Here is a 26,665-nt window from a genome sequence, read left to right as displayed (position 1 = left end):
GCGCGGGGCGCCGGGGGGCGTCATCGGCGGGCCAGGCGGGACCGGCGGGACCGGGGTCCTCCTGAGGTCGCCGGGCACGGCGAGGTGCATCTGGCTCCTGGCTCGGCCAGGGGCGGTTGCGGTCGTCGTTCACGAATGGGCCTCCGAGGGCTGCACTGCCGGCGCCGGCGTCCGGGACGGACAGCGGCGCGCCGCCCTGCGTTCTGCAGCGGTTGTGGTACTCGTCACTGCCCGGCAGTCCTTCGCGGCCGGGTCGGCTGGGGCTCTCCCGTGCCGAGGACATAGGACAGGACCAGATGGTTCCAATGGCACGTCCGGCACACCTCTACGTCATAGACGGTGAACTCCCCGAAAACCCCGGCCATCCGGGTCAGTTCGGCGGGGGTGCGTGCCGATCCCGAGACGTGCTTGAGCTCGTCGCCGTACACCCAGGAAACGAGGTGCAGCGGCGCCCGGCGGCACATCGGACAGGCCCGGTCCTCGGGTCTGCCGTGGAACTTCGCCGCGCGGAGCAGGTACGGGCTCGCGTCGCAGACCTCGTGGTCTCCGACGCGTCCGGAGCGGACGCCGGCCAGCAGCGCACGGCGCTGCAAGGCGTAATCCACAACCTGCCGCTGGTTTCGCACGAGGACAGAGTACGGGCTCTTTCTGTGTCCGCGGTGCCCCCTGCTTTCCCGTACCCAGTGCGACCGTTCGGACACGCCGAAAGTTAGATAACGCTCTGATCACGGATCATCGGACGAGTGCTGGTAGCGGGTTACTTCCGCCACTCCGATGTATCGGCGCGATATAGTCGGCGAGTAGGTTGGCTGAGCCGGTTCCGTGTGGTCAACGGTGCCGGTCGCGGCGTATTCCCGAAAGCGGGGTGTGGTGTGCTCGAACTCGCGATCCTCGGATTGCTGCACGAGGCGCCCATGCACGGGTACGTGCTGCGCAAACGTTTGCACGAGACGCTCGGGATGTTCCGGACGTTCTCGTACGGCTCGCTGTATCCGACCTTGCGCCGGCTGCTTCGGGCCGGTTATCTCGTCGAGGAGTTCGACGAGGCGGACGACCGGGCCTGGTCCCGGCGCGGCCGCCGCGTCTACAAGCTCACCGCCGAGGGCAAGGAACGCTTCGCCGAACTTCTCGGCGACGCGGGGCCGCAGACGTGGGACGACGAGGGATTCGGCGTCCACCTGGCGTTCTTCTCGCGGACACCGGCCGACGTCAGGATGCGAATCCTGGAAGGACGGCGCCGCCGCGTCGAGGAGCGGCGCGAAGGATTGCGGGACGCGCTGGCCAGGGCCGAGGAGAAGATCGACCGTTACACCCGCGAGCTGCACCGGCTGGGGCTGGAGTCGAGCGAGCGGGAGGTGCGCTGGCTCAACGAGCTGATCGCGCACGAACAAGCCGAGCAGCGCGGCCCGGAGCAGCCGGGACCGAGTTGAGCGGCGGCCGCAACGGCGCGGCAGACCTGCAGATGCAAGTGAATGAGATTGAAGGAGAAACCGGCATGGGCGAGAACCGCCGCGTTCGGGTGGCCATCGTGGGCGTCGGCAACTGCGCCTCGTCGCTGGTCCAGGGTGTGCAGTACTACCGCGACGCGGATCCCGCCGCGCGGGTCCCCGGTTTGATGCACGTCCAGTTCGGCGAGTACCACGTGCGCGACATCGAGTTCGTCGCCGCGTTCGACGTCGACGCGAAGAAGGTCGGCCGGGACCTCTCGGAGGCGATCTCCGCCAGCGAGAACAACACGATCAAGATCGCCGACGTGCCGCCGCTCGGCGTCACCGTCCAGCGCGGGCACACCTTCGACGGCCTCGGCCGCTTCTACCGCGAGACGATCGAGGAGTCCGACGAGACTCCGGTCGACGTGGTCGGCGCGCTGCGCGACGCACAGGTCGACGTGCTCGTCTCCTACCTTCCCGTCGGGTCCGAAGAGGCCGACAAGTTCTACGCGCAAGCCGCGATCGACGCGAACGTCGCGTTCGTCAACGCGCTGCCGGTCTTCATCGCTTCCGACCCCGAGTGGGCGAAGAAGTTCGAGGACGCGGGCGTCCCGATCGTCGGCGACGACATCAAGTCCCAGGTCGGCGCCACCATCACGCACCGCGTGCTGGCGAAGCTGTTCGAGGACCGCGGCGTGCAGCTCGACCGCACGATGCAGCTCAACGTGGGCGGGAACATGGACTTCCTGAACATGAAGGAGCTGGAGCGGCTCGAGTCGAAGAAGATCTCGAAGACCCAGTCGGTCACCTCGCAGGTGGACCGCGAACTCGGCAAGGGCAATGTCCACATCGGACCGTCGGACTACGTGCAGTGGCTCGACGACCGCAAGTGGGCCTACGTCCGCCTCGAGGGCCGCGCGTTCGGCGACGTGCCGCTGAACCTCGAGTACAAGCTCGAGGTGTGGGACTCCCCCAACTCGGCGGGCATCATCATCGACGCGGTGCGCGCGGCGAAGATCGCCAAGGACCGCGGCATCGGCGGCCCGATCCTGTCCGCGTCGTCCTACTTCATGAAGTCGCCGCCGGAGCAGTACGACGACTCGACCGCCCGTGACGCGGTCGACGCCTTCATCCGCGGCGAACTGGAGCGCTGAGCCCAGCCTGCCTGAAGTCCGTGAAGGACTCCTTGAGGGAATCTGATTCCCTCAAGGAGTCCTTCACGGCGTTAACGAGGGTTCAGGTCGGCGGTCACCAGTTCGGTCTTCGTCATCACGTCACCGAAGGGATCGCCCAGTTGTTTGCCGTACCGGTCGGCGAGGTCGCCCGCGCGGTCGACGGTCGTCCGCCAGCCCTGTCCGGCGAGCCATTCGACCGGGTTCCGCCGCGGTTCGGTCGAGAGCACGTCGTTCACGTCCAGGCCGAGCCGCGCTCCGGCGTCCGAACTCCGGATGGTGTCGAGGATTTCGGTTCCGCCGAGGTCGGGGATGTGCTCGATGCCGACCCGGCTGCCCGGCGCGCTTCGGGCGTGCACGAGGTCGAACAGCAGTTCTTCCGCCCGCGCGGGCAGATACGGCAGCAGCCCTTCGGCGATCCACACCGACGGCCGCGTGCGGTCGAACCCGGCGTTTTCCAAGGCGGCGGGCCAGTCCTCGCGCAGGTCGGCTCCGATCGCGTGGCGGCGGCAGCGCGGGGCCGCGCCGAGGCCGTCCAGCACGTCCTGTTTGAACGCGAGCACCCGCGGCTGGTCCACCTCGTAGACGTCGCGGCCGGACAGGTCGAGCCGGTACGCGCGGGCGTCGAGCCCGGCGGCGAGGATCACCACCTGCGGCGCGTCCGTGCCGGTGACCACCTCGTCGAAGAACCGGGACCGCACCGCGAGGTAATCGGCCATCGCCATCCACAGCGGGTCGTCGACGGGTTCGATCGGCATCGGCCGCGGCGGATTCGCGGCGCGCACGAACTCCGCCGCGTACGGATCCTCGATCAGCGGATCCGGTTCTCCGGTCGCGATCGCCCGGCCCGCGGCCACCCCGAGCGCGGTCAGTCCGACGCTGCTGACGATGTCCCAATCCTGTTCTGGTGCAGCCATTTCCACCCCTGACGCCGATCTTGTTGGCAGACGTTCAGGATGGCACTGCGCGATCGGCCGGATACTGGCTGCGACCGATTTGGGGTTATTTGCCGCTGTGGGCTGCGTCACTCCCTGAGTGCGGCGGGCAGCGCGGCCAGGTTCGGCAGCACGGTGGCGTCCCGCAGTACCTCCGGGTCCGGCGGGAAGTGCGGGTTCGGCACCGCGAACACCGTCATGTCCGCCGCGAACGCCGCGCGCAAGCCATTCGTCGAGTCCTCCACGGCGGCGCAACGCGAAGCTTCGACGTTCAGCAGCATCGCCGCGCGCAGGTAGACGTCCGGCTCGGGCTTGCCCGCGGCCACTTCCTCGCTCGACACCGCCACCGGGACCAGCGACGTCAGGTCGCACGCGGTCAGGAACGAGTGGATCAGCACCGGCGGCGACGAGCTGGCGATCGCGACCGGCCAGTGCCGGGAGATCTCCCGCACAACCTGGTCCGCGCCGTCGATCACCGGCGGGCGGTCGGCGTAGCGGGCGGCCATCTCGTCGATCACGATGCCCGCGATCTCGTCCGGGGTGAGCCGCGCGCCCAGGGTTTCCACCAGGTAGCGCGCCCATTCCGGCGTGCTCATCCCCTGTTGCGCGCGGGTCGCCTCCGGCCGCCAGGTCCCGCCGTGCTCGGCGACTACGGCGCGGCGCACCTCGTCCCACGTCGTCTCGGAGTCCACCAGTACGCCGTCGAGGTCGAAGATCACCGCATCCACTTGTCCAGCCTAGGGGTCCTGGACTGGACCACCTTGTGAGCCGAATTACTTCGCCACCCTAACTAATTTTTGTTAGCCTAGCTAAGTGACTTCCTCGAGAGGCGATCTGGCGCAGCGGCTGCGGCCGGTGGTGTTCCGGCTGTACTACCTGGTGCGCCGCGAATCAGCGCAGCTGCTGACCCTCACTCAGGGGTCGGTGCTGTCGGAGCTGGTCGGCCGGGGGCCCAGCCGGATGAGCAGGCTCTCCCGGCTCGAGCGCGTGCGGATGCCGTCGATGACCGACGTCGTGCGCAGGCTCGAACGGCTCGGCATGGTGACCCGCCGTCCCGACCCGGAGGACGGGCGCGCCGTGCTCGTGGAGGCCACCCCGGAAGGCGAGCGGTTCTACGCCGAAATGATCGCCGGCCGAGAGGCGGAGCTGCGGGCGCTGCTCGACCGTCTCGACCCGGCCGAGCGCGCCGCCATCGATGCCGCGCTTCCCGCGCTCACCAAGCTGATCGCCGACTTCCACCGCGACGACCCGCACTCCAATGAAGCCCCCGAACTCCCGAAGGAGGAACTGATCCGCAATGAGCGCTGAGCACCACTCGAGCCTGCTGGACGCGGTCAAAGGCCAGCCCAAACAGGTGTGGATCACCGCGTTCGCCGCGGTCATCGCGTTCATGGGCATCGGCCTCGTCGACCCGATCCTGCTGTCCATCGCCAAGGGCCTGAACGCGACGCCGTCCCAGGTCACGCTGCTGTTCACGTCGTATCTCGGCGTGCAGGTGATCGCGATGCTCTTCACCGGCGCGATGTCCGCGCGGTTCGGAGCCAAGCGGACCGTGCTGGTCGGGCTGACCCTGATCGTCGCCGCGACCGCGCTGTGCGCCGCGGCTGGTTCGATCGAACAGCTCGTCGGCCTGCGTGCGGTGTGGGGGCTCGGCAACGCCTTCTTCATCGCCACCGCGCTGTCGGTGATCGTCGGCGCGGCGACCGGCGGCCAATCCGGCGCGATCCTGCTGTACGAGGCCGCGCTGGGCGTCGGGCTCGCCGTCGGCCCGCTGCTTGGCGCGCTGCTGGGCACGATCTCGTGGCGCGGTCCGTTCCTCGGCACCGCGGTGCTGATGATCGCCGCGCTGGTGCTGTGCTCGATCTTCCTGAAGAGCGACTCGCACGAGAAGCGAGAACCGATCAAACTGCTCGACCCGATCCGCGCGCTCAAGCACCCCGGCCTGCTGCGCACGTCGATCGCCTCGGCGCTGTACACCGCCGCGTTCTTCGCGGTGCTCGCCTGGTCCCCGTTCGTGCTCGGCTGGAATGCCATCGCCGTCGGCCTGATCTTCTGCGGCTGGGGCCTCTGCGTGGCGATCGCCGGCGTGGTGCTCGCGCCGAAGATGGCCGCCCGGTTCGGCGAACGGCACGCGGCCGCGCTTGCGGTGACCGGTTACACGGTGCTGATGCTGGTGCTGGCCATCCCGAGCAAGCCGGTGGTGGTCGTCGGGATCATCGTGTCCGGTCTGGTTTCCGGGCTGCTGAACACGCTGTTCACCGGTACCGCGATGTCGATCAGCGACGCGCCGCGGCCGGTCGCGAGCGCCGGGTACAACTTCTGCCGCTGGTTCGGCGGCGCGGTCGCGGCCACGCTCGTCGGCCACATCGCCGAGTGGATGGGCTGGGAGCAGGGTCCGTTCCTGGTCGCCGCCGTGCTCTGCGTGATCGCCGCGGTGCTGCTTTCGCAGCGGGAGAAGAAGGCCGACCCGCACACCGTGCCGAAGGAGGCCGCGCTCGTCGGCGACGAGGAGTTCTGAGCCTTACTGGCTGACACTGCCACCCACCGCGATCGCCCCCGGACTGTCTGTTCGGGGGCGATCGTCGTCTTTCACCGAATACATCCGCTGTTAACCTTTTAGTCCGATTAAGGGGGTTTTCGCCGCATACGGTCGCCAGGTTCCCACCGAGAAGCGACCCTGGAGGCCCCGTGTCCCTGGAGCCCGGACGACTGCTGCCCTTGTTCACCGCGCATTCCGGCGGCCGGTCACCGATCACCTGCGAGTACCGCTGCGGCAACGCCTGCGCGCACGAGGCCCCGAACCCGACCGGCAACGAATACTTCGGCGACATCGCCAAGGGCGTCTCGCGTCGCGGGGTGTTCAAGGCGGGCGCGGTAATGGCCGCGGCGGCGGGCGGTTTCGCCGCGCTGTCCGGCACTGCCGCGGCGGCCGCCCCGACTCAAGCTCCAGCTCCGTTGGCGAAAGGCCGCGCGGTGCCCGGCACGGACTTCACGCCGGTGCCGCCGAACAAACTCGACGTCGTCAGCATCCCCGACGGTTACGCCCAGCACGTGGTGATCCGCTGGGGCGACCCGGTGGTCCCCGGCGCGCCGAAGTTCGACTTCCGCAAGCAGACCGCGGCCGCGCAGGCCAAGCAGTTCGGCTACAACAACGACTTCGTCGGCCTGATCCCGCAGGACCCGCTCGGGCTGCGCAATCTGCTGGTGGTCAACCACGAGTACACCACCGAGGTGCACCTCTTCCCGGCCGATCAGTACGACCCGGCCAATCCCACCGAGGAGCAGGTGAAGATCGCCTGGGCGGCGCACGGATTGTCGGTGCTGCAGACGCTTCGCGATCCGATCGGCGGCGCGCTGCGCACCATTCCGAGCCCGCTGAACCGGCGGATCACCCTCGACACGATCTTCGAGGTGCGTGGTCCGGCGGCCGGTTCGAAGCACCTCAAGACGTCGGCCGACCCGTCCGGAAAGCGCGTGCGCGGCACACAGAACAACTGCTCCGGCGGCGTCACGCCGTGGGGCACCGTGCTGTCCGGCGAGGAGAACTTCCACCAGTACTTCGCCCACGCGGACAAGGTTTCCGAGCCGGCGGAGGCCGCGCGGCTCAAGCGGTACGCGATCGGCACCGGCGAGAGCACGCGCAAATGGGAGCGGTTCGACAAGCGCTGGGACGTTTCGCGCGAACCCAACGAGCCCAACCGGTTCGGCTGGGTCGTGGAGATCGATCCGAACGATCCGCATTCCACGCCGGTGAAGCACACCGCGCTCGGCCGGTTCAAGCACGAGGCGGCGAACGTCAAGATCACCGCGGACGGCCGGGTCGCGGTGTACTCCGGCGACGACGAGCGGTTCGAGTACATCTACAAGTTCGTCTCGAAGGGCAAGTACAAGAAGGGGCAGTCCGCGCTCGCCCGGCGGCATAATTCGGCGCTGCTGGACGACGGAACCCTGTACGTCGCCAAGTTCTCCGGCAACAGCCCCGGCGAGATCGACGGCTCCGGCAAGCTGCCCGCCGACGGCGAGTTCGACGGCACCGGCGAGTGGATTCCCCTGGCCAGCGGTGACAAGTCCTTTGTGGACGGATTCACCGCGGAGGAGGTCTACGTGTTCACCCGCCAGGCCGCCGACCGCGCCGGGGCGACCAAAATGGACCGTCCGGAGGACATCGAGCCGAACCCGGTCAACGGCCGGATCTACGCCGCGCTCACCAACAACTCCGACCGCGGCGCGGCGGGCAAGGCGGCTCCGGACGAGGCGAACCCGCGCACCCGCAACAAGAACGGGCACATCCTCGAATGGGACGAGGACCGCGGCGATGCCGCCGCGACCCGGTTCTCCTGGCGGCTGCTGCTCGTCTGCGGAGACCCGGCCACGGCCGACACCTACTTCGGCGGTTTCCCGAAGGACCAGGTCAGCCCGATCTCGTGCCCGGACAACGTGGCCTTCGACCCGCACGGCAACCTGTGGATCTCCACCGACGGCAACACCCTCGGCGCGAACGACGGTCTCTTCTCGGTTCCGGTGACCGGTCCCGAGCGCGGGCACGTGAAGCAGTTCCTGTCCGTGCCGGTCGGCGCCGAGACGTGCGGTCCCGTCGTCACCGAGAACCTCGTGCTCGTCGCGGTGCAGCATCCGGGCGAGGACGCGCCGAGTTCGGCGAACCCGACCTCGCACTGGCCGGACGGCGGAACCTCCCAGCCGCGGCCGGCGATCGTGTCCGTGTGGAAGAAGGGCAGCTTCGGATTGCCTGGCCGGATCGGTCGCCGGTAACACTTTGGGGTGTTTCTCACCGCCGATCGGCCTTCCTGGGTCTAGCTTCACCGCGTGAGGCGGGCAAGGAAAGTCGCGATCGGACGTACGGCGGGCGCGGCGGCAGGCATTGCGATGCTGGTCGGCGCGCTCGCCGTCGTCACTCCCGGATCGGCTCCCGCGGAGGGTGCCCCGGACTGCGGCGGCATCGCGGCCAACCCGAGCGTGGAGGACGCCGGTTCGCCCGGTGGACCACCGCGGGAATACCTGTTCAGCCCCGCCGCGCCGGTTCCGCGCAGCACCCCCGCGGATCGTGTGCCGAAGCTGTCCACCAGCACCGCGCACGCGGTCGACGGGCACGTCAACGCCCAGATCCAGACGCCGGACGGCCGGGTCAGCTCGGCCAGCCAGCAGCTGAAAGCGGTGCCCGGCGGGCAATACTCGCTGTCGGTGTGGGCGGGCACGGCGCAGTCCGGCCTCGGTTCGCACGCGAGCGCGAGCACCGGCCTGCGCTTCGCCGACCGCACCGGCCGGGTGCTGGCGGAGAAACCGCTCGCGGTCACGCACGACGTCGCGTCCGACGGCAAGCTCGCGCAGCAGGAACTGCCGCCGGTCACCGCGCCGGACGACACCGCCGCGGTCTCGTTTTTCGCCAGCACCAACCACAACTGGGTGCTGTGGGACTGCGTGCACGTCGCTCTCGCCGCGTTCGCGGTGAAGATGGAGGTGCGGAATCCAGCGGACGGAACGTGGGGCCCGTCGGCTGCCATCCCGGCCGGCGACGCCGCGCACTTCCGTATCTCCGTCTCCAACACGGGTTCCCAGCCGCTCACCGGGTTGCTGGTGAAGGACCCGTGGTGCTCCGGTCTTCCCGGCGCGTTCGACCTCGCCGCCAACGCGTCGAAGGAACTCACCTGCGACCATCCGAACCTCACCGAGGACGACAGCGGGCACGTCAACACCGCGAAGGTCACCGGCACCGGTCCGGGCGGGCCGCTCGCCGAGCAGAAGGCGACCGCGACGGTCACCGTCACGCCGCAGCCCGCGGTCGGCAAGATCGGCGACCGAGCGTGGAAAGACCTGAACCGGAACGGCATGCAGGACGACGACGAGCCCGGCTACCCGGACCTGCCGGTGACGCTCAAGGACGGCGCGGGCGGCACCGTCGCCACCGCGCGCACGAACGCCGACGGCAGCTACCTGTTCGACCAGCGCAAGGACGGCACCTACCAGGTGTGCTTCGACATCTCGAAGCTGCCGGACGGCCTCACCGTCACCCAGCGCGGCGCGGGCGCACCGGGCCTCGACTCGGCCGTCGACCCGGCGACCGGCTGCACCTCGCCGTTCACCCTCGGCGGCAAGGACCGCGAGCGGATGGACCTGGACATCGGCCTGGCCCCGCCCGCCGCGCCCGCCCGCTAACGGTCCGTGAAGGACTCCTTGAGGGAATCAGATTCCCTCAAGGAGTCCTTCACGGACATTGGGCCGACCGTTGAGCGACGGGTCCGGGCGGATGTGAGACTGTGGCTGCAACACCACGTTTCGGGGAGGTCTGGACCAATCATGACCGCGTCCGCCGGCGCGCCGCCGGACGATCCGCCCCCGTGGTACCGCCGCCCGATGACCTGGACGTGGGCCGCCACCGGGGCGGTCCTCGTGCTGTACACGGTGCTGGCCTGGCAGCGCCGTTGGATGAGCGACGACGGGCTGCTCGTGCTCCGCACCGTCCGGCAGATCCTCGCCGGGAACGGGCCGGTGTTCAACGTCGGCGAGCGCGTCGAGGCGAGCACGAGTCCGTTGTGGACCTGGCTGCTCGCAGGTGTCGGCACGATCCCCGGTCCGCCGCTGGAATGGGTCGCGGTGATCACCGGCCTGCTGTGCGCAGTCGGTGGTCTCTTCTTCGGTCTCGACGGCGCCCGCCGGCTCTACGCCGGGCCGGTGGCTCCCGCCGGTGCGCTGGTCGTGTGCGCTCTCCCGCCGTTCCGGGACTTCGCGACCTCCGGACTCGAAACCGGGCTGGCGTTGTTGTGGCTAGGGCTGAGCTGGTGGCTGCTGGTGCGCGGCAAAGCGCCGGTCGCCACCGCGATCGTGCTGGGACTGGGTCCGCTCGTGCGCCCGGATCTGGCGTTGTTCAGCATGATCGGCTTCGTCGCACTCGTGCTGCTGCGCCGTCCGCGATGGCTTGCCGCGCTGGGCTGGCTCGGTGCGGGAATCGCGCTTCCGGTGGCGTATCAGATCTTCCGGATGGGCTACTACGGTCTGCTCACGCCGAACACCGCGCTCGCCAAGGAAGCGGCCAGCAGCGACTGGCCGCGCGGTTTCGGGTACCTGGAGGACTTGATCAACCCGTACGTCCTGTGGATTCCGTTGCTGCTGCTCGTGATCGCCGCGATCCTGGTGTGCCGGTCGCGGATCCTGTTGCTGACTTCCTTGGCGGGCGCGCTTTTGCTCGCGCTGTACGTCGTGCGCGTCGGCGGCGATTTCATGCACGGCCGGATGTTGCTGCCCGCGTTGTTCGTGCTGCTGCTTCCGGCCATGGCGATCCCGTTGACCCAGAAGACGATCGCGTTCGCCGCCGGGGTCGCCGCGTGGGCCGTGGTCGCGGGCGGCTGGCTGCGCGTGCCGTACGAGAACACGCATGAAGCGGTGAGCGTCACCGACGAACGCGGGTACTGGACGTGGGCGACCGGGCACGAGCACCCGGTGCTGGCGACGGATTACCTCGGCCAGGACATGATCCGCCGGGCTGTCGACGCGGTGGAAGGGACGAAGCAGCCGGCGGTGCTCGTCTACAGCTACGGCGACGTGAAGCAGTGGTTCCGCTTCCCGACCAACCGGCCGTACGTGACCATGGCGGCCGACAGCATGGGCGCGATCAGCAACATCGTCTCCCTGGATGTCCGCATCCACGACGGCTACGGCCTGGCGAGCGCCCTCGCCGCGCACTCGTCGATTATCCCCAACGGCCGCCCTGGACACTCGAAGTGGCTGGTCGGGGCGTGGGAGATCGCCGAAGCCGGATACGGCGACTTCGCCACCGACGGCGAGATCCGGATGTTCCAGCCCGTTGAGATCGAGGCCGCCCGGCAAGCGCTGCGCTGCCCGGACGTCCAGGAGGTGCTCGCGTCGACCCGCGAGCCGCTCACCTGGAGTCGGTTTATCGACAATTTCACCGGCGCACTGCACCGGACGGAAATCCGCTATCCGCGCGACCCGTTCGCCGCGGCCCAGTGCGCCCCGGCGAAGTGATCGACGACTCCCCGGACTGGCGAATCAGCGGCGGACGCCTACCGTGGCCGGTATGACCGACCTCCCGCTCGCCCTGATCACCGGTGCCTCCCGGGGCATCGGCGCGGCTATCGCGCACCAGCTGTCCCCGACGCACCGGCTGCTCCTGGGCGGCCGCGACACCGACGCACTGGCGAAGGTGGCCGAGGAACTCCCCGGCGCGGAGCCGTGGCCGGTCGACCTCACCGACGCCGCTTCCCTCGAAGCCGCGGTCGGCAAGATCGACCGGCTGGACGTCCTCGTCCACTCCGCGGGAATCGGGAAAATCGGCACCGTCGCCGACACGCCGTCCTCCGTCTGGCGGACGAACCTCGAGGTGAACGTCATCGCCGTCGCCGAACTGACCCGGCTGCTGCTGCCCGCGCTCCGCGCCGCGAACGGCCACGTCGTCGTGATCAACTCCGGTGCCGGGTACACCGCTCGCCCGGGCTGGGGCCCTTACGCGGCAAGCAAATTCGCCGTCCGCGCCTTCACCGACTCACTTCGCGCCGAGGAGCCGGACCTGCGAGTGACGTCGGTCTTCCCCGGCCGCACGGACACCGACATGCAACGCGAGGCTCGCGCCCAGGAAGGCGGCGAGTACGAAGCGGAGAAGTACCTGCGCCCGGACTCCGTGGCGACAGCCGTACTCACCGCCGTAACTGCCACGCCCGAAGCCCACTTCACCGAAATCCAGGTCCGTCCGCGCTGAGGTCCGTGAAGGACTCCTTGAGGGAATCAGATTCCCTCAAGGAGTCCTTCACGGACAGTGTCAGGCGCGCAAGCGGGCGGCGGTGTCGGCGACGGAAGCCTGGATCTCGCGCCGGTCGACTCGCGTCGGTTCGGCGTCGGCGACGACCTGTTCGCCCGCGACCCACACGTCGCGCACCCGGCGCGAACCGGCTGCCCACACGAAGTTCGCCAGCAACTGCTCGTCGGGCACGTCCAGACCGGCGGCGAAGGCCGGGTCGTCGAGGTCGACGTGCACCAGGTCGGCCCAGCGGCCCGGCTCCAGCACGCCGAGGTCGTGGCGGCCGAGCGCTTCGGCGCCGCCGCGGGTGGCCATCAGGAACACGTCCTTCGCGGTCACCACGGTGGAGTCGTCGTTGGCCAGCCGGGCCAGCATCGCGGTGAGCTGCAGTTCTTCCCACAGGTCGATGTCGTCGTTCGAGGCCGGGCCGTCGGTGCCGAGACCGATCGCGACCCCAGCTGCTCGCAAGTCCTTGATCCGCGCGATTCCCGACGCCAGCTTCGCGTTCGACCCGGGACAGTGCGCCATCCCCACTCCGCGAGCCGCGAAGATCGCGATGTCCTCGTCCGACAAATGGACCGCGTGCGCCGCGAGCGTGCGCCCGTTGAACATCCCCAGCGAATCCAGCAGCTTCGGTACCGAACCGTGCTCCTTGCGCTGCTCCAGATCCTCCGCCGCCGCCTCGGCGATGTGAATCTGCACGAGCGCACCCCGGGAAGCCGCGGATTCCGCGGTCGCTCGCAGCCCGTCCGGGTTCAGCATGTACGCCGAGTGCGGGCCGTAACCCAGCTCGATCCGTTCCCCGGGACCGAATCGCAGGCCGTCGGCGTCGATCCACCGGTCGATCGCCGCCAGGGTCGCGCGCCAGTCCAGCCCGGGCAGTTCGATCACCGGCGGCGCGACGAGCACCCGGCCGCCGGTGGTGAGCACCGCGTCCACGAGCTGTTCGCCCTCGAAATACATTTCCGCGCTGGTCGTCACGCCGTGCCGGAGCATTTCGACCGATCCGAGCAGCATGCCGGTGCGCACGTCGGCGGGCTTCAGCTTCGCCTCGGTCGGCCAGATGATCTCGCGCAGCCAGCGCAGCAGCGGAAGGTCGCCGCCCATGCCGCGCAGCAGGGTCATCGGGCTGTGCGCGTGCGAGTTCACCAAGCCGGGCAACAGGATTCCGGTCAGCCGGGTCTCCTCGCCGGCGAACTCCGGTGCGCTCGAAGCCGGCCCGACGAACGAAATCCGGCCTTCGTCGTCGACATCCACGACGGCGTCGCGGAGCAGCGAGCAGGACGGGTCGGCGGGCAGAACAACCGGGGCGTGGAATCGACGCGACATAACGAGATAGTACGGGCGTGCCAGTAGCGGTTAATCCACTACGCCGCTACGCCAAGCCCAAGCTGCGATTTCCACTCGGTTACGCGCGCCGACTTTGCCCTGCACCGAAGCCAAATGCGTCTTGACCGTCGACAGCGACAGGAACAGCTCCGCGCCGATCTCGGTGTTCGTGAGCCCTCGCGCGGCCGCCTTCACCACGTCCATCTCGCGCGCGGTCAGCGGTTCCGACGGTGCCGGAGCCTCGCGCTTGGCGGTGGTGCCGCCGTCGAAATGCTTCAGCAGCCGCACGGTGATCTGCGGCGATACCAGCGCGTCGCCGCGATCGGCCGCGCGCACCGCTTCGATCAGCAGCGCGGGACCGGCGTCCTTGAGCAGGAAGCCGCTCGCGCCGTTGCGCAGCGCGGTGTGCACGTATTCGTCGAGGTCGAAGGTGGTGACCACGACGACCTTCAGCGGGTCGGCGACGTCCGGCCCGGCCAGCTGCCGGGTGACCTCCAGCCCGTCGAGCCCCGGCATGCGGATGTCCAGCAGGCAGACGTCCGGGCGCAGTTCGCGCGCCTTCGAGACGGCGGAGATCCCGTCCGGCACGTCCGCGACCACCTCGATGTCGTCCTGGGCGTCCAGGATCATCCGGAAGCCCATCCGCACCATTTCCTGGTCGTCCGCGATCAGTACCCGGATCACCCGTCTGTCTCCCCGTTCGCCTCGAGCGGCAGCCACGCCTCGACCCGCCAGCCGCCATTCGGCTCGCGGCCTGCCGAAAGCCTGCCGTGCAGCAGCGCGACGCGTTCGCGCATGCCGACCAGACCGTATCCGCCCGATCCGCCGGCCGGACGGTGAGTCTGCCCGCTGCCGTTGTCGGTCACCCGCAAGTGCAGTTCGCCGTCGACGACCTCGGCCAGCGCGACCGCCTCGGTGGCGTCCGAGGCGTGCTTGCCGACGTTGGTGAGCGACTCCTGGACCAGCCGCAGCGCCGACCGGCCGACCTCGTGCGGCAGGTCCGGCGGAAGGTTGAGCTCCAGTTTCGTCGGAACGCCGTGGTTGCCCGCCTCGACGAGCCGGTGCAGGTCGGCGGCCAGATCGGTGGTCGCCTGCTCGTTGAACTCGCCCGCACCGGCCTGTGCGTCGCCGCGCATGCTGCGGACCAGGCGGCGCATCGCGGCGAGCGCCTCGACGCCGGCGTTCTCGATCCGGCCCATCGCCTCCAGCGCGAGTTCCGGGTTCTTCTCCCCCATCATCCGCGCGGCCTGCGCTTGCACGACGATCCCGGTCACGTGGTGTGCGACCACGTCGTGCAGCTCCCTGGCCAGCGCCATCCGCTCGGACGTCTGCGCGTCGGTGACCGCCGATTTCACCACCTGCGCGCGCTCGGAATCGCGGGAACGCAGGTAGAGGCCGATCGCGATGGCGATGCCGAGCAGCAGGACCGCGACCGTGGCGAGCATTCCGAGCGTCGCCGGGTCGGTGAGCAGACGGCCGGTGCGGTATTGGCTGAAGTTCAGGATCGTGCCGACCGCGACCACGCCGGACAGCAGCGCGATCCGCGGCCACGCCCGGGCGAGCGGCACCGCGCGCACGACGTTCACGACCACGCCGAAGGCGGCCACGATCTGGGTCGGCGGGATGCCGCCGAGCAGCTGGTAGCTGTGGCTGGGGTGCAGGAACGGCGTCGCGAGCGCGGACAGCAGCAGGATCCCGGCCACCACCAGGATCGAATCGCGCGGACGGCGCGGCGACAACGCGGTCACCGCGGCGGCGCCGATCGAGCAGGCCAGCAGCGGGAAACCGCGGCTGCCGCTTTCGTAGGTGTAGCCGAATTCGACCAGCACGCCGATGCCGAGCATGCCGATCAACGGCCACTGTCCGCGCACCAGTTCGGTGAACCGGTGCATGGTGCGCAGGCGTTCCGCCGTCGCCGGGTCGCGTTCGCGGCGCGGACGGCCGACCGCGCCGGTGACCACCGTCCCGATGAGGAACAGGAACCCGAACAGCATGGTCTGCGCGATGCTGCTGGTGCTCAGGTCGCGGTAGCCGCCGCGGCCGAAGACCGCGGTGAGCGCGCCCATCACCAGCGCGCTGATCACCGCGAAGGCGACTCCGGGGCGGGCCCGCCGGGCGAGGAAATAGACCATCTCGATCCCGGCGACGAACTCGGTGACGGTCAGGTGCGCCAGCACGCTGGAGTACGTCGGAATGCCGAGATAGCGGATGACGAAGGTGCAGAACATCAGCGTCAGCGCGCCGAATACGCCCGCCACCGCCGCGCGTTTGCGGGCCCAGAACGCGCACGCCGCCATCGCGAAAATGCCGGGGAACAGCCCGAGGTCGACGAATCGCGGGCCGACGTTGTCGAGTGCCGCGTCGGTCACGAACACGAGGTCGAACGCCAGCGCGGCGAGCAACACGAGCACGGACATGTCGAGGCGGCGGGCGAGTTCGGTCGCCCGCGCGGCAAGCGTTTTCGACGGCGGGGAGTGCGGCACACCGTGACGGTAGATGATTCGCGCCCGCGCGCACCTTGGCCACGTGGTCTTCTCGCCATCGGCCGATCGGCCGATGGCGGCCCCGCCGTTACCGGCCGTCTGCCCGAAGTGGACACCCGCTCGAATCCGCGAAGCTGCCTTCCGTCGCAGTCGAAGACGAATGACGGAGACAGGGAGAGAGCTGGCGGATGACGAATCCACAGTGGAGCGCCGGACCGGTGTTGTCGGGGCGCGGGCTGGTGAAGCGCTACGGGCAACAGCACGCACTGGCCGGAATCGACATCGACGTCCAGCCGGGGGAAGCGATCGCCATCGTCGGCCCGTCCGGATCCGGAAAAACCTCGCTGCTGCACGTACTCGCGGGCATCCTGCGGGCAGACAGCGGCGAGATCTGGTTGCAGGGGCAGCGGATCGACCAGTTCGGCGAAAAGCGGCGCAGCGAACTGCGGCGCACCGAATTCGGTTTCGTCTTCCAGTCCGGAATGCTCGTGTCCGAGCTGACCGCGGAAGAGAATGTCGCACTTCCGTCGCTGCTGGCCGGCGGAACTCGTGGCGAAGCGATTGCCGCGGCGCGGGAATGGCTCGGCAAACTAGGGTTGTCCGGCAAGGAAGCGCGCCGTCCCGGCGAGCTTTCCGGCGGCGAGGCGCAGCGCGTGGCGATCGCCCGTGCGCTCACCCACCGGCCGAAGGTGATCTTCGCCGACGAGCCGACCGGCGCGCTCGACACCCGCACCGGCCGCGAGACGATGGACGCGCTGCTGGCCGCCGCGCAGGCATCGGGAGCCGCGGTGCTCGTGGTGACCCACGACCGGGAACTCGCCGAATCGATGCCGCGCACCGTGGCGATCCGCGACGGCCTGATCGCGACGAGGCTCGCGGCATGAACCCGTTCCAGCTCGCCCTTCGGGTGCTGCGCGGCGATCGGCGGACCCGCACCTCGGCGATCCTCACCGCGGTCGGCGTCGCCGTCGCGACCGGGCTCGTCCTGCTGCTGGCGACCCTGCCGTACGCCACGCAGGCGCGCGAGCAGCGGGCGCTGTGGCAGAGCAGCGGCCGCTACGACTCCGGTCAGCAGAACGCCCTGCTCGTCAACTCATCCAAGGACTACTTCGACGGCAAGCAGGTCGCCCGCGTGGACATCGCGGTCACCGGGCCGGTCGACTCGCTGCGACTGCCCCCGGGCATCCCGCAGCTGCCCGGCCCCGGCGAGACGATCGTGTCGCCCGCGCTCGGCAAACTGCTCAACTCCACCCCGGCCGACCAGCTCGGGAACCGGTTCGGCAAGCCGGTCGCGGCCTTCGGCGACGAGGCGCTGCGGTATCCGGAACAGCTCGTCGCGCTCGTCGGGCACAGCACGCAGGAGATGCGTCCGTACGGGCACAAGGCCGAGCCCGGCCAGGACGCGTTCCCGGCCTCGGCCTTCCCCGGGGGACAGGGACATCCCGACGGTTTGCTGACGGTCTTGTCCTGGGTCGGCATCATCGTGCTGCTCGTGCCGAGCCTGGTGCTCGTCGCGTCGTCGGCCCGGCTCACCGCCGCCCGCCGCGAACAACGGCTCGCCGCGATCCGCTTGGCCGGCGCGACCCCGGGCCAGGTGACCGCGATGGTCGCCGCCGAAACCGGATTGTCCGCGGGCGTCGGTGCACTGCTAGGCCTGCTGCTGAGCCCGGCGTTGCGCGGGATGGCCACGTTCGTGCCGTGGGACGGCGGGACCTGGATGGCGTCGGACTTCGCGCTGCCGGTCGGGCTGACCGTGCTCGCGGTGCTGGTGGTCCCGGTGCTCGTCGTGCTCGCCGGGGTGCTCGGCCTGCGCCGGGTGGTGCGCACGCCGCTGTTCGCGAGCGGCGGGCACACGGTGAAACCGTTGCGCTGGTGGCGGTTGCTCGCGCTGCCCGCGGCCGGATTGTTCTTCTTCTACACCGTTTTCGGCGCACGCAGCGGCGGCAGCGGCAACCTGGTGCTGTTCGGCCTGTTGCTGGTGGTCGGTTCGGCGATGGTGGTCGGACCGTGGGTGACCTCGGCGGTCGGCGGCACGTTCGTGCGGACCTGGCGGCGGCCGTCGTCGCTGCTGGCCGGACGTCGGCTGCGCAACGACCCGAAGGGCTCCTACCGGGCTTCGGCGGGGATCGTGCTCGCGGTGTTCACCGGGTCGATGGCGCTCACCCTGCTGCCGTCGATCGAATCCCTCGCCGGCGGCGGACGCCAGTACGTGGACTCGGCGCTGTACGTCGACGTCAACGCGGACCGGGCTCCCGAGGCGATCGAGCGGACCAACACGACGCTTGCGAAGGCCGGACTGTCCGAACGCGTCGTCCCGGTGGCCAGCGTCTACGTGATGCAGGGCGAGGGGAACTACCGGTCGATGCAGCGCGCGTACGTAATGACCTGCGCTGATGCGGCCAAGCTGACCCGGCTCGGGATCACCCAGCAGGACTGCAAGCCCGGGGTCGGCCTGTACACGCCGTACCAGCTGGACACGAGCAACCTGCGAGTCGCGCGGTACGGCGGCGAGGACAGCACGGGCACCCCGCTCGGCGCGGTCACCACGGGTACTTACCACCCGGAAAAGCGCAACAACTTCGGCGAATACGTGATCGACCCGTCCGCGGTCCCGGCCGGCGTCAAAGCGGGTCAGGTCACCCTGGTCGTGCCGACCGCCGAAGCCAACCGCGAGACCGTGCGGACCGCTCTGGTGCCCAACGCGGTCGGGGAGGAAATCGGCAGCCGCGAGCAGTACCTCTACGGACAGCAAGTGCAGCTCAGCGACCTGCGCCGGGTCACCGTGATCGGCCTGATCGCGGCAGGCATTCTTGCTGGCTGCAGCGCCGCCGTCGCGACCGCAGGCTCGGTCATGGACCGCCGCCGGACGTTCGGCGCCCTGATGGCGGCAGGCACGCCGGTGCGGGTGCTGTCCCGGGCGCTGCGGATGGAGGCCGCGCTGCCCGCGCTGGTGGCGACCATCGGAGCGGGCGTGACCGGCGTCGTGGTCGGACTAGGACTGTTCATGGCGACGATGGAACGGGGGTCGGTCGTGTTCAGCCCGTGGATCGCCGCGCCGGTGGTGCTGGGAGTCGGGGTCGCCCTGCTCGGCGCGTCGGTCTGCACGCCGGCGCTGAAGCGGGTGCAGGCGGAACCACTGGCCGACGAATAGCTGGCGGCCGCCCCTCGTCGGGGGAGGGGCGGCACCGGGGGTGAAGGGAACGAAGGGCCGTTGCCGGGGATGGGAACCCGGCAACGGCCCTTCGTCACGTTCAGCCAGCTTTTGCCCACTCCGTCCGTGAGGGCCACCCTGAGGGAATCTGATTCCGTCAGGGTTCCCCTCACGGACTTCCGGCCTCGCCTACCGGACTGATTGGACAGGACTCGCGCACCGCGTTGGGGCGCTTCAACCCAAGATCAGCGCTTCTCGAAGATCAAGTCGTGCGAAACCCGGCCCTCCCGGTCCGCCCGCTGCTCGAACTTCGTCACCGGCCGCCATTCCGGCCGCGGCGCCCAGCCGCCAGGCTCGTCCGCATACCGGTTCCGCAGCGCGGGTTCCGCCGAGCACACCTCGAGCATCTGCTCCGCGTAGTGCTCCCAGTCCGTCGCCATGTGGAACGTCCCGCCAGGCTCCAGCCGCGAAGCGATCAGCGCCACGAACTCCGGCTGCACGATCCGCCGCTTGTGGTGGCGCTTCTTCGGCCACGGGTCCGGGAAGAACAGCCGCACCCCGGACAGCGTGCCCGGCTCGACATGCGACGTCAGCAGGACCACCGCGTCGCCGTGCATCAGCCGCAGGTTTGTCACGCCGAGCTTCTCCGCGCGCAGCATCAACTGCCCGAGCCCAGGGTCGTACACCTCGGCCGCGACATAGTTCAGCTCCGGCGCGGCGGCGGCCAGCTGCGAGGTCGTCTCGCCCATGCCGGAACCGATCTCCAGCATGACCGGCGCTTCCCGGCCGAACCATGCCGTGAAGTCGACCGGCCCGGAGGGCAGTTCGGACACCGTCCGGCCGAGCCGCGGCCAGTGTTCTTCCCAGGCGCGCTGCTGGCCGACGGTCATCCGGCCGCCGCGTTTGACGTAGCTGACCACGCTGCGCAGCCGTGGCTGGTCCTCGTTTTCCACCCGGACAACATACGGGCGCGTCAGCGGACCGCTTCGAACTCCCCGAGCCGGGAGCGCAAACCGGCGAGTCCGGCGACCGCCACCGGCTCCGGAGCGTGGCCGGAATGCGCGGGCAGCACGTCGATCCAGCCGTCGTGCCGGTCGGTGTTCAGCACGGTCGTCGGGATGGAATGGCCGGACTTGCCGCGTTCGGACGGCATGAACTCCCAGTACCCGGATTCGCCGTCGGCCGCCCACGGCACGAATTCCCAGCCCATCCGCTTGCCGAGCAGGTGCGCCACCCGGTCCTCGATGCGGAAGCCGAGTTCGCGCGATTCGAGCCGTCCGCTCGCGACCGCGCGCAGCCACCACGGCGCGGGCAGCGTTTCGTCGGTTCCGCTCGTCCGCCGGTACAGCCCGAGCACGGCGTCCTCGGGGGCGCGGTGCACCCACGCCTGGCGCAGTTCCGCGGGCCGGGTCGCGGGCAGCGCGAACCGGGGCAGTTCGATCGCCTGGGACCATTCGAGGTCCAGCATCGGCTCGAGCCGGGGGGTTGGTACCGCAGCGTCGCGGGAAATGAGTTCCTGATCAACGTCCACCGTCACGGTTCACCTCCGGAGAGCTGAGACGGGGCTCTGCTTTGAATATCCGTGGCTTTCCGACAGTATGTCCGCTCCCTGTGAGAGAAGCCACACCGGTTTACGTGAATTTAATCCGATCGCCCGCCGCGCAATCGGGAATGTGCACGTGCAGGTCAGGCGTCCCGCCGATTCGCGGTCGCCACGCCCGCGGCGAACAACACCACGCTGATCGCTGCGAAATACGCGAGATAACCCCACGGACCGAAAGGCGGTGACAGTTTCAGGGTCGTCCTGGTGAAATCGCCACCGGCGAACTGCGAGGCGGCGTAGAACGGCATCCACTGGTAGAGATCGCTGCCGATCTTGGGAATCAGCAGCACCAGGCCCTCGACCAGCTGGGTCCACACGAGCACGATCGCCAGCGTCAGCGCGGAACTGCGCAGCAGCAACCCGACGCCGACACCGAGCAGACCGGTCAGCGCGAACGTCAGCAGCTGGCCGAACACGATCCGCCAGTCCGCTCCGGAGTGCAGGCCGAGGTCGGCGTCCGGCCGCACGAGGTGCGCCATTCCCCACGAACCGACACCGGCGAGCAGGCCCAGCACCGCGCAGGCCACGAACACCACGGCGCCCTTGGCGAGCAGCGCCGGCGTTCGCGTCGGCACCGCCTGAAAGGTGAGCCGCAGCGTGCCCCAGCTGAAGTCGGCGGTCGCGGCCAGCACCGCCAGCACCAGCGCGACCGTGCGGCCGGTGCTCGTGGCGAGCTGAGTGTTGCTCACGTCCGCGGTGATTTCGGCCCCGGAAAGCCCGAGGAACAACGCGGTGAACGCGATCGGCGCGGCCACCGCGATCAGCGCGCACCACCACGGCGCGCGAGTGCTGAAAAGCTTGATCCGTTCCGCCCGCAGCAGATTCACCGCGCACCTCCACTGGTGAATTCGGCCGCCTGGCCGGTCAATTCGAGGTAGGCGTGCTCGAGCGAACCGGCCAGCGGGCTCAGCTCGTGCAGCGTGGCGCGGGCGGAGAAAGCCAGTTCGCCGATCGCGTCACTGTCCATTTCGGACACCAGGAACGCACCGGAATCCTCGGTGAAAACCGCGCGCGCTTCGGTGAGCGCTTTGCGCAGCTCGTCGGCGTGCGGCGTGCGCACCCGGACGCCGCGAGAACCGGCGCGGGCCACGAAATCGGCCATGGTGCCGTGGTAGATGAGCTGGCCGCGGCCGATCACCACGAGATCCTGCGCGGTCTGCTCCATCTCCGGCAGCAGGTGGCTCGACACGAAAACCGTGCGGCCTTCCTCGGCGAGCCCGTGCAGCAGCTTGCGCACCCAGTGCACGCCTTCGGGGTCGAGGCCGTTCACCGGTTCGTCGAACAGCAGCACGCGCGGGTCGCCGAGCAGCGCGCTCGCGATCCCGAGCCGCTGCAGCATGCCGAGCGAGAACGTGCCCGCCCGCTTGCGAGCCACCGCGGACAGCCCGACGAGGTCCAGCACCTCGTCGGCGCGCCGGTCCGGCAGCCCGTTCGTCGCGGCGAGGAATCGCAGGTGCTGGCGGGCGGAGCGGCCCGGATGCCGCCACGTCGCGTCGAGCAGCGCGCCGACCGTGCGCAGCGGATCGGACAGCTGCCGGTACGGCTTGCCCTCGATGTGCGCGGTGCCCGCGGTGGGCGCGTCGAGCCCGAGCAGCAGCCGCATCGTGGTGGATTTGCCCGCCCCGTTCGGACCGAGGAACCCGGTGACGCGACCGGCTCGCGCGGTGAATGTCAGGTCTCGCACCGCGACGGTGTCGCCGTAGGACTTGGTGAGTCCAGTCGCTTCGAGCACGCCGTCCCCCTTCTCGTGGACCCGAACTCTACCGAAACGGAAAGATCCGGGCCGCCCCCGAATGGCGACCCGGATCTTGTTCCCCTTTTCCCCTTTTTCCCCTTGTTCGGCTCCGCCGGCCCCCGCCTGACTCGTCCGAACTCCCCTGTGGGTCTTTACGCGTCGCGCTTCTTCGCGACGCCGATCGCGATGGCCAGCAGCACCACGGCCACCCCGGCGAAGTAGGCCAGCGAGCCCCACTGCGACAGCACCGCGTCCGGCAGGCCCGGCCCTCGCGAGGAAGCCGAACCGCCGAGGAAGCGCTCCGCGACGTTGAACGGCATCCACTGGTGGATCTTCGGGCCGACGGTCGGGATCAGCTGCACGAGGCTTTCCACCGCCAGCACGTAGATCAGCAGCAGCGAGAGCGCACCGGCGCTGTGCCGGATCAGGGTCCCGACGGCCACCGCGATCACCGCGGCGAAGGCGAACACCACGCCGACTCCCGCGACGTTGATCCAGTCCGCGGAGGTCTGCAGCGCCACCGAGTCCGACGGACGGATCACGTAACCGAGGCCCCACGCGCCGAAGGCGGCGATCTCGCCGATCACGAACGACAGCAGCGCGACGACGGTGGCCTTGGCGACGAGCACGCTGCCCCGGTGCGGCACCGCCTGGAACGTGGTGCGCATCGTGCCGAAGCGGTACTCCGTGGTCACTGAAAGCGCCGCCAGCACCATGATCACCGCGATGCCGAACTGGTGTCCGGCCTGGGTGTTGGCGACCGAGATCGATTCCCCGCTCGGCAGCGCGGTCGCCATGAGGGCGGCGAAGCCGACGGTGAGAGCGATAGCGATGAGGGCGCACCACCACGGCGACCGGGTGGTGAAGAGCTTGATGCGTTCGACCGCGAGCAAAGTCATGATTTTTCTCTTCCCAACGAGAGTGTGGTCAGCGGATGGCCGCGGCCTGCTGCGCCTCTGCCTCGAGCCCCGTGTGGTACTCGACGGAGTCGCCGGTGATCTGCATGAAGGCTTGTTCGAGCGAGCCGGTCTGCGGGCTCAGCTCGTGCAGCACGAGGTTCGCCGAAGCGGCGATCTCGCCGATCTTCGCACTGTCCATTCCGGACACGATGAGCGCTTCGCCGGCGTCGGTGATCTCCGCGCTGGCGGAAATCAGCTGCTGGCGCAGCGCCGGAAGCTGCGGCGAGCGCACCTTTACGGTGTTCTCCGCGGCCCGCGCCACGAATTCCTCAGTGGTGGACTGCGCGATCAGCTCGCCCTTGCCGATGACCACGAGGTCGGTCGCGGTGAGCGCCATCTCCGAAAGCAGGTGGCTCGACACGAACACCGTCCGGCCGTCGGCGGCGAGGCGCTGCATGAACTTCCGGATCCAGAGGATGCCCTCCGGGTCGAGGCCGTTCACCGGCTCGTCGAACAGCAGCACCTCCGGGTCGCCCAGCAGCGCGGCGGCGATCCCCAGCCGCTGCGACATGCCGAGCGAGAACCCGCCCGCCCGCTTGCCCGCGACGCTGGTGAGCCCGACGGTGTCGAGCACCTCGTCCACGCGCTTGCCCGGAATGCGATTGGACCGGGCCATCCACTGCAGGTGCGCGCGGGCCGAGCGGTTGGGGTGCACCCATTTCGCGTCGAGCAGCGCGCCGACCGTGCGCAGCGGTTCCTTCAGGTCGTGATACAGCTTCCCGCCGATCCGGACCTGGCCCCCGGTGGGGTTGTCCAAGCCCAGGATCATGCGCATCGTGGTGGACTTGCCTGCGCCGTTCGGGCCGAGGAATCCGGTGACTTTCCCCGCGGCCACGCTGAACGACAGGTTGTTCACCGCGAGCGTGTTCCCGTAACGCTTGGTGAGACCTGTTGCCTCGATCATCCCCTGCTCCCTCTACGGCGGTGCGGACGGAATTCATCCTGTCTGAACGCGGCCGTTTCCGCGTCATCCCGTGGACCGAACCGGCTACCCGACCTGAGTAGTACTCAATCGTGCCGGAGGGTGGAGCGCGATGGGGGATGTCCCTGAGCCGACCCTGAGTTTTGCCCGATCCGCCAAGACCCCGCTACGAAATCCGCAGCGGGGTCCGGTGTGGACAGTGTCCGAATCGGACGGTTCAGCCCATCCCCGGCCGAGTGAGCCCGGTCTCGTATGCGAGGACGACCGCTTGCACCCGGTCGCGGAGGTCGAGCTTCGACAGGATCCGCCCGACGTGTGTTTTCACCGTAGCCTCGGAAAGGAACAACGTCTCGGCGATCTCGATGTTCGACATGCCTTTCGCGATCAGCACGAGCACCTCGCGTTCGCGGTCGGTCAGCACGTCGAGGTCGGCCGGATCGCGCATTTCCGCGCCGCCGGAGCCGACGAACCGGTCGAGCAGCCGGCGGGTGACCGAGGGCGACATCACCGCGTCGCCGTCGGCGACCGAACGCAGCGCGGACACCAGGTAGTCCGGCTGAGTGTCCTTGAGCAGGAAGCCGGACGCGCCGCCCTGCAGCGCGGCGTAGACGTACTCGTCGAGGTCGAACGTCGTCATCACGAGCACCCGCGCGGTGCCCGCCGCGACAATCTGTTTCGTCGCCTCGACGCCGTCGAGAACCGGCATCCGCACGTCCATCAGCACGACGTCGGGCCGCAGTTCGGCGGCCATCCGCACGGCTTGCGCGCCGTCGCCGGCCTCCCCGACCACGTCGATGTCGGCCTGCGCGCCCAGCACCATCCGGAACCCGACGCGCATCAGTTCCTGGTCGTCGACGACCACCACTCGGATCACGAGTTCAACCTAACCGGCAGCACCGCTCGCACCTGCCAGCCACCGCCGGCGGCGGGGCCCACCTCCAGTGTTCCGCCGTACACGTTCGCCCGCTCCCGCATCCCGATCAGCCCGTTCCCGCCCGCGACCGACAGTCGCGGCGCCGGTTGCCGGGCCGTCCCAGTCGGCCCCGCCGCGGAAGTTCCGTGCGCGCCTACTTGTTCGAGCCGCCGGGCCCGGCCCGCGCCGTCGTCGCGCACGAGCACCTCGACCTGGTCGCCGGTCCGCTGCACCCGCACCGCGGCGCTCGCTCCGGAGCCCGCGTGCTTGAGCGTGTTGGTCAGCGATTCCTGGACGATCCGGTAGATCCCGAGCGACACCCCGGCGGGCAGTTCGTCCAGCCCGTCGCCGAGGGAGAGGTCCACCGGGACGCCCGCGGCGCGCATCCGTTCGGCGAGGTCGCCCAGCGCGGTCGCGTCCGGCTGCGGCACCCGGGGTTCGTCGTCGCCGTGGTCGTTGCGCAGCACGTCGAGCAGCCGGCGCAGTTCGCCGAGCGCGCCGCGGCCGGTTTCGGAAATCGTCCCCAGCGCGCGTCCGGCCAGCTCCGGATTGGACTTCAGGGCGAGCGCCGCGCCGTCGGCCTGCACGACCATCACGCTCACCGAATGCGCCACCACGTCGTGCAGTTCCCGGGCGATCCGGCCGCGCTCCTCGGCCACCGCGATGCGCGCGGCCTGGTCGCGTTCGGTCTCCAGCAGGTGCAGCCGGGCTTCCAGTTCTCGCTGGTAGGCGCGGCGGGCGTACATGAATTCGCCGAGCAGCCAGCAGAAGGCGATGGTGAAGGCGCTGAACAGCAACTGGGCCGCCATCGACGGCTCGGGTTTGACGATCGCGGTGACGGCCATGGCCACCACGAACGCGCCGCCGTAGAGCAGCCCCTGCTTGCGTCCGACGTAGACCTGGACCGAGTAGAGGCTGATCGCGAGTGCGGCCAGACCGGAGACTCCGAGGTCGAGCGCGCTGTGCGCGTACGAAATGACGTACACGAGGTACGCGGCGAGGACCGGCCGTTTGCGGCGGAAGACCAGCGGCGCGACCACGGCGAGATCGATCGGGACCGCGACGTACCAAGCCGGGCCGGGCACTTCGGGATCGACGCCGCCGCCGGCGAACAGCACGATGTCGAAGAGCGCGAGAAACAGCGCGAGCAGCGAGTCCCCCACCATCGGGTGGGCACGCATCCAGAGGCTGAGCCGTCGCACGACTCAACAGTAGGTCGCGCGACTGGCGGCCGCGTCGGTCGCGGGTAGCACCTTCGGTGCGACC

24 protein-coding genes are annotated in these 26,665 nt (G+C 69.5%); 10 read left to right on the top strand and 14 right to left on the bottom strand.

Features of this window, described 5'->3' with window-relative positions; all coding sequences use genetic code 11:
• Positions 1 to 224: 224 nt before the first annotated feature.
• Complete coding sequence (locus D0D37_RS05940) at positions 225 to 626, bottom strand: DUF5318 domain-containing protein (protein ID WP_116199500.1); 402 nt, start codon at positions 624 to 626, stop codon at positions 225 to 227.
• 246 nt (positions 627 to 872) lie between these two features.
• On the opposite strand from D0D37_RS05940, the gene D0D37_RS05935 reads away from it, so the two are divergent.
• Both D0D37_RS05935 and D0D37_RS05930 read left to right on the top strand, forming a co-directional pair.
• Positions 873 to 1,430, top strand: a complete 558-nt coding sequence (locus tag D0D37_RS05935; protein WP_037716279.1) for a PadR family transcriptional regulator — start codon at positions 873 to 875, stop codon at positions 1,428 to 1,430.
• 65 nt (positions 1,431 to 1,495) lie between these two features.
• Complete coding sequence (locus tag D0D37_RS05930) at positions 1,496 to 2,584, top strand: inositol-3-phosphate synthase (RefSeq protein ID WP_116199511.1); 1,089 nt, start codon at positions 1,496 to 1,498, stop codon at positions 2,582 to 2,584.
• A 71-nt stretch (positions 2,585 to 2,655) separates the two neighbouring features.
• Here D0D37_RS05930 and D0D37_RS05925 read toward each other — a convergent pair whose 3' ends face one another.
• Together D0D37_RS05925 and D0D37_RS05920 are read right to left on the bottom strand one after the other, a co-directional pair.
• Complete coding sequence (locus D0D37_RS05925; protein ID WP_116199499.1) at positions 2,656 to 3,519, bottom strand: SAM-dependent methyltransferase; 864 nt, start codon at positions 3,517 to 3,519, stop codon at positions 2,656 to 2,658.
• 107 nt (positions 3,520 to 3,626) lie between these two features.
• Entirely contained in the window at positions 3,627 to 4,265 is a 639-nt protein-coding gene (locus D0D37_RS05920) for an HAD family hydrolase (RefSeq protein WP_116199498.1), read from the bottom strand.
• Positions 4,266 to 4,350: 85 nt separating this feature from the next.
• Here D0D37_RS05920 and D0D37_RS05915 point away from each other — a divergent pair, with 85 nt between their 5' ends.
• The 6 genes from D0D37_RS05915 to D0D37_RS05890 all read left to right on the top strand — a co-directional run bounded on the left by D0D37_RS05915 (position 4,351) and on the right by D0D37_RS05890 (position 12,265).
• Positions 4,351 to 4,845: a MarR family winged helix-turn-helix transcriptional regulator gene (locus tag D0D37_RS05915; protein WP_116199497.1), complete on the top strand. Its 495-nt coding sequence runs from the start codon at positions 4,351 to 4,353 to the stop codon at positions 4,843 to 4,845.
• Positions 4,835 to 6,055 (top strand): MFS transporter, encoded by a 1,221-nt coding sequence (locus D0D37_RS05910; RefSeq protein ID WP_116199496.1) that lies wholly within the window; start codon positions 4,835 to 4,837, stop codon positions 6,053 to 6,055. The genes D0D37_RS05915 and D0D37_RS05910 overlap by 11 nt, the downstream gene beginning before the upstream one ends.
• Positions 6,056 to 6,225: 170 nt before the next feature.
• Positions 6,226 to 8,307 carry a PhoX family protein gene (locus tag D0D37_RS05905; protein ID WP_162834093.1) on the top strand — a complete coding sequence of 694 codons (2,082 nt, stop codon included), beginning with the start codon at positions 6,226 to 6,228 and terminating at the stop codon, positions 8,305 to 8,307.
• 54 nt (positions 8,308 to 8,361) lie between these two features.
• Positions 8,362 to 9,708: a DUF7850 domain-containing protein gene (locus D0D37_RS05900; RefSeq protein ID WP_116199495.1), complete on the top strand. Its 1,347-nt coding sequence runs from the start codon at positions 8,362 to 8,364 to the stop codon at positions 9,706 to 9,708.
• Between the two features lie 141 nt (positions 9,709 to 9,849).
• Entirely contained in the window at positions 9,850 to 11,535 is a 1,686-nt protein-coding gene (locus D0D37_RS05895) for an arabinofuranosyltransferase AftB family protein (protein ID WP_116199494.1), read from the top strand.
• Positions 11,536 to 11,587: 52 nt separating this feature from the next.
• Complete coding sequence (locus tag D0D37_RS05890; protein WP_116199493.1) at positions 11,588 to 12,265, top strand: SDR family oxidoreductase; 678 nt, start codon at positions 11,588 to 11,590, stop codon at positions 12,263 to 12,265.
• Between the two features lie 60 nt (positions 12,266 to 12,325).
• On the opposite strand, the gene D0D37_RS05885 is transcribed toward D0D37_RS05890, so the two are convergent.
• The 3 genes from D0D37_RS05885 to D0D37_RS05875 are packed head-to-tail and all read right to left on the bottom strand — an operon-like array spanning position 12,326 to position 16,116.
• Positions 12,326 to 13,633, bottom strand: a complete 1,308-nt coding sequence (locus D0D37_RS05885) for an amidohydrolase family protein (RefSeq protein WP_116199492.1) — start codon at positions 13,631 to 13,633, stop codon at positions 12,326 to 12,328.
• Between the two features lie 30 nt (positions 13,634 to 13,663).
• Positions 13,664 to 14,317, bottom strand: coding sequence for a response regulator (locus D0D37_RS05880; protein ID WP_116199491.1), 654 nt, complete (start codon positions 14,315 to 14,317; stop codon positions 13,664 to 13,666).
• Positions 14,314 to 16,116, bottom strand: coding sequence for a sensor histidine kinase (locus D0D37_RS05875; RefSeq protein ID WP_116199490.1), 1,803 nt, complete (start codon positions 16,114 to 16,116; stop codon positions 14,314 to 14,316). The genes D0D37_RS05880 and D0D37_RS05875 overlap by 4 nt, the downstream gene beginning before the upstream one ends.
• A gap of 188 nt (positions 16,117 to 16,304) precedes the next feature.
• On the opposite strand from D0D37_RS05875, the gene D0D37_RS05870 reads away from it, so the two are divergent.
• Positions 16,305 to 17,000 carry an ABC transporter ATP-binding protein gene (locus D0D37_RS05870; protein ID WP_116199489.1) on the top strand — a complete coding sequence of 232 codons (696 nt, stop codon included), beginning with the start codon at positions 16,305 to 16,307 and terminating at the stop codon, positions 16,998 to 17,000.
• Positions 16,997 to 19,267 (top strand): FtsX-like permease family protein, encoded by a 2,271-nt coding sequence (locus D0D37_RS05865; RefSeq protein WP_116199488.1) that lies wholly within the window; start codon positions 16,997 to 16,999, stop codon positions 19,265 to 19,267. Before D0D37_RS05870 ends, D0D37_RS05865 begins: the two co-directional genes overlap by 4 nt.
• 245 nt (positions 19,268 to 19,512) lie before the next feature.
• On the opposite strand, the gene trmB is transcribed toward D0D37_RS05865, so the two are convergent.
• From trmB to D0D37_RS05825, 8 genes are all read right to left on the bottom strand, one after another.
• A complete protein-coding gene (gene trmB / locus D0D37_RS05860; protein ID WP_116199487.1) occupies positions 19,513 to 20,220 on the bottom strand; it encodes a tRNA (guanosine(46)-N7)-methyltransferase TrmB in 708 nt (235 codons plus the stop codon).
• A 20-nt stretch (positions 20,221 to 20,240) separates the two neighbouring features.
• Positions 20,241 to 20,735, bottom strand: coding sequence for a hypothetical protein (locus D0D37_RS05855; RefSeq protein ID WP_244223403.1), 495 nt, complete (start codon positions 20,733 to 20,735; stop codon positions 20,241 to 20,243).
• Between the two features lie 218 nt (positions 20,736 to 20,953).
• Positions 20,954 to 21,697: a hypothetical protein gene (locus D0D37_RS05850; protein WP_116199485.1), complete on the bottom strand. Its 744-nt coding sequence runs from the start codon at positions 21,695 to 21,697 to the stop codon at positions 20,954 to 20,956.
• On the bottom strand, positions 21,694 to 22,602 hold the full coding sequence (locus D0D37_RS05845) for an ABC transporter ATP-binding protein (RefSeq protein ID WP_116199484.1): 909 nt from the start codon (positions 22,600 to 22,602) through the stop codon (positions 21,694 to 21,696). Before D0D37_RS05845 ends, D0D37_RS05850 begins: the two co-directional genes overlap by 4 nt.
• Before the next feature lie 155 nt (positions 22,603 to 22,757).
• Positions 22,758 to 23,504: an ABC transporter permease gene (locus D0D37_RS05840; RefSeq protein WP_116199483.1), complete on the bottom strand. Its 747-nt coding sequence runs from the start codon at positions 23,502 to 23,504 to the stop codon at positions 22,758 to 22,760.
• A 28-nt stretch (positions 23,505 to 23,532) separates the two neighbouring features.
• Positions 23,533 to 24,468 (bottom strand): ABC transporter ATP-binding protein, encoded by a 936-nt coding sequence (locus tag D0D37_RS05835; protein WP_116199482.1) that lies wholly within the window; start codon positions 24,466 to 24,468, stop codon positions 23,533 to 23,535.
• 235 nt (positions 24,469 to 24,703) lie between these two features.
• On the bottom strand, positions 24,704 to 25,360 hold the full coding sequence (locus D0D37_RS05830) for a response regulator (RefSeq protein WP_116199481.1): 657 nt from the start codon (positions 25,358 to 25,360) through the stop codon (positions 24,704 to 24,706).
• Positions 25,357 to 26,565, bottom strand: coding sequence for a sensor histidine kinase (locus D0D37_RS05825; RefSeq protein ID WP_116199480.1), 1,209 nt, complete (start codon positions 26,563 to 26,565; stop codon positions 25,357 to 25,359). Before D0D37_RS05825 ends, D0D37_RS05830 begins: the two co-directional genes overlap by 4 nt.
• Positions 26,566 to 26,665: the final 100 nt, after the last annotated feature.

The organism is Amycolatopsis circi (assembly GCF_003385235.1).
GTDB classification, from domain to species: domain Bacteria; phylum Actinomycetota; class Actinomycetes; order Mycobacteriales; family Pseudonocardiaceae; genus Amycolatopsis; species Amycolatopsis circi.
The sequence above is the reverse complement of the archived record's forward strand: the minus strand, read 5'-3'. Positions and strand labels throughout refer to the sequence as shown.

Bases quoted from the DNA above. Each gene is read 5' to 3' on its own strand.
- D0D37_RS05895 (WP_116199494.1), top strand. From the start codon at position 9,850: ATGACCGCGTCCGCCGGCGCGCCGCCGGACGATCCGCCCCCGTGGTAC.
- D0D37_RS05835 (WP_116199482.1), bottom strand. From the start codon at position 24,468: ATGATCGAGGCAACAGGTCTCACCAAGCGTTACGGGAACACGCTCGCG.
- D0D37_RS05825 (WP_116199480.1), bottom strand. From the start codon at position 26,565: ATGGTGGGGGACTCGCTGCTCGCGCTGTTTCTCGCGCTCTTCGACATC.
- D0D37_RS05865 (WP_116199488.1), top strand. From the start codon at position 16,997: ATGAACCCGTTCCAGCTCGCCCTTCGGGTGCTGCGCGGCGATCGGCGG.
- D0D37_RS05890 (WP_116199493.1), top strand. From the start codon at position 11,588: ATGACCGACCTCCCGCTCGCCCTGATCACCGGTGCCTCCCGGGGCATC.
- D0D37_RS05870 (WP_116199489.1), top strand. From the start codon at position 16,305: ATGACGAATCCACAGTGGAGCGCCGGACCGGTGTTGTCGGGGCGCGGG.
- D0D37_RS05840 (WP_116199483.1), bottom strand. From the start codon at position 23,504: ATGACTTTGCTCGCGGTCGAACGCATCAAGCTCTTCACCACCCGGTCG.
- D0D37_RS05910 (WP_116199496.1), top strand. From the start codon at position 4,835: ATGAGCGCTGAGCACCACTCGAGCCTGCTGGACGCGGTCAAAGGCCAG.
- D0D37_RS05885 (WP_116199492.1), bottom strand. From the start codon at position 13,633: ATGTCGCGTCGATTCCACGCCCCGGTTGTTCTGCCCGCCGACCCGTCC.
- D0D37_RS05855 (WP_244223403.1), bottom strand. From the start codon at position 20,735: ATGCTGGACCTCGAATGGTCCCAGGCGATCGAACTGCCCCGGTTCGCG.
- D0D37_RS05930 (WP_116199511.1), top strand. From the start codon at position 1,496: ATGGGCGAGAACCGCCGCGTTCGGGTGGCCATCGTGGGCGTCGGCAAC.
- D0D37_RS05925 (WP_116199499.1), bottom strand. From the start codon at position 3,519: ATGGCTGCACCAGAACAGGATTGGGACATCGTCAGCAGCGTCGGACTG.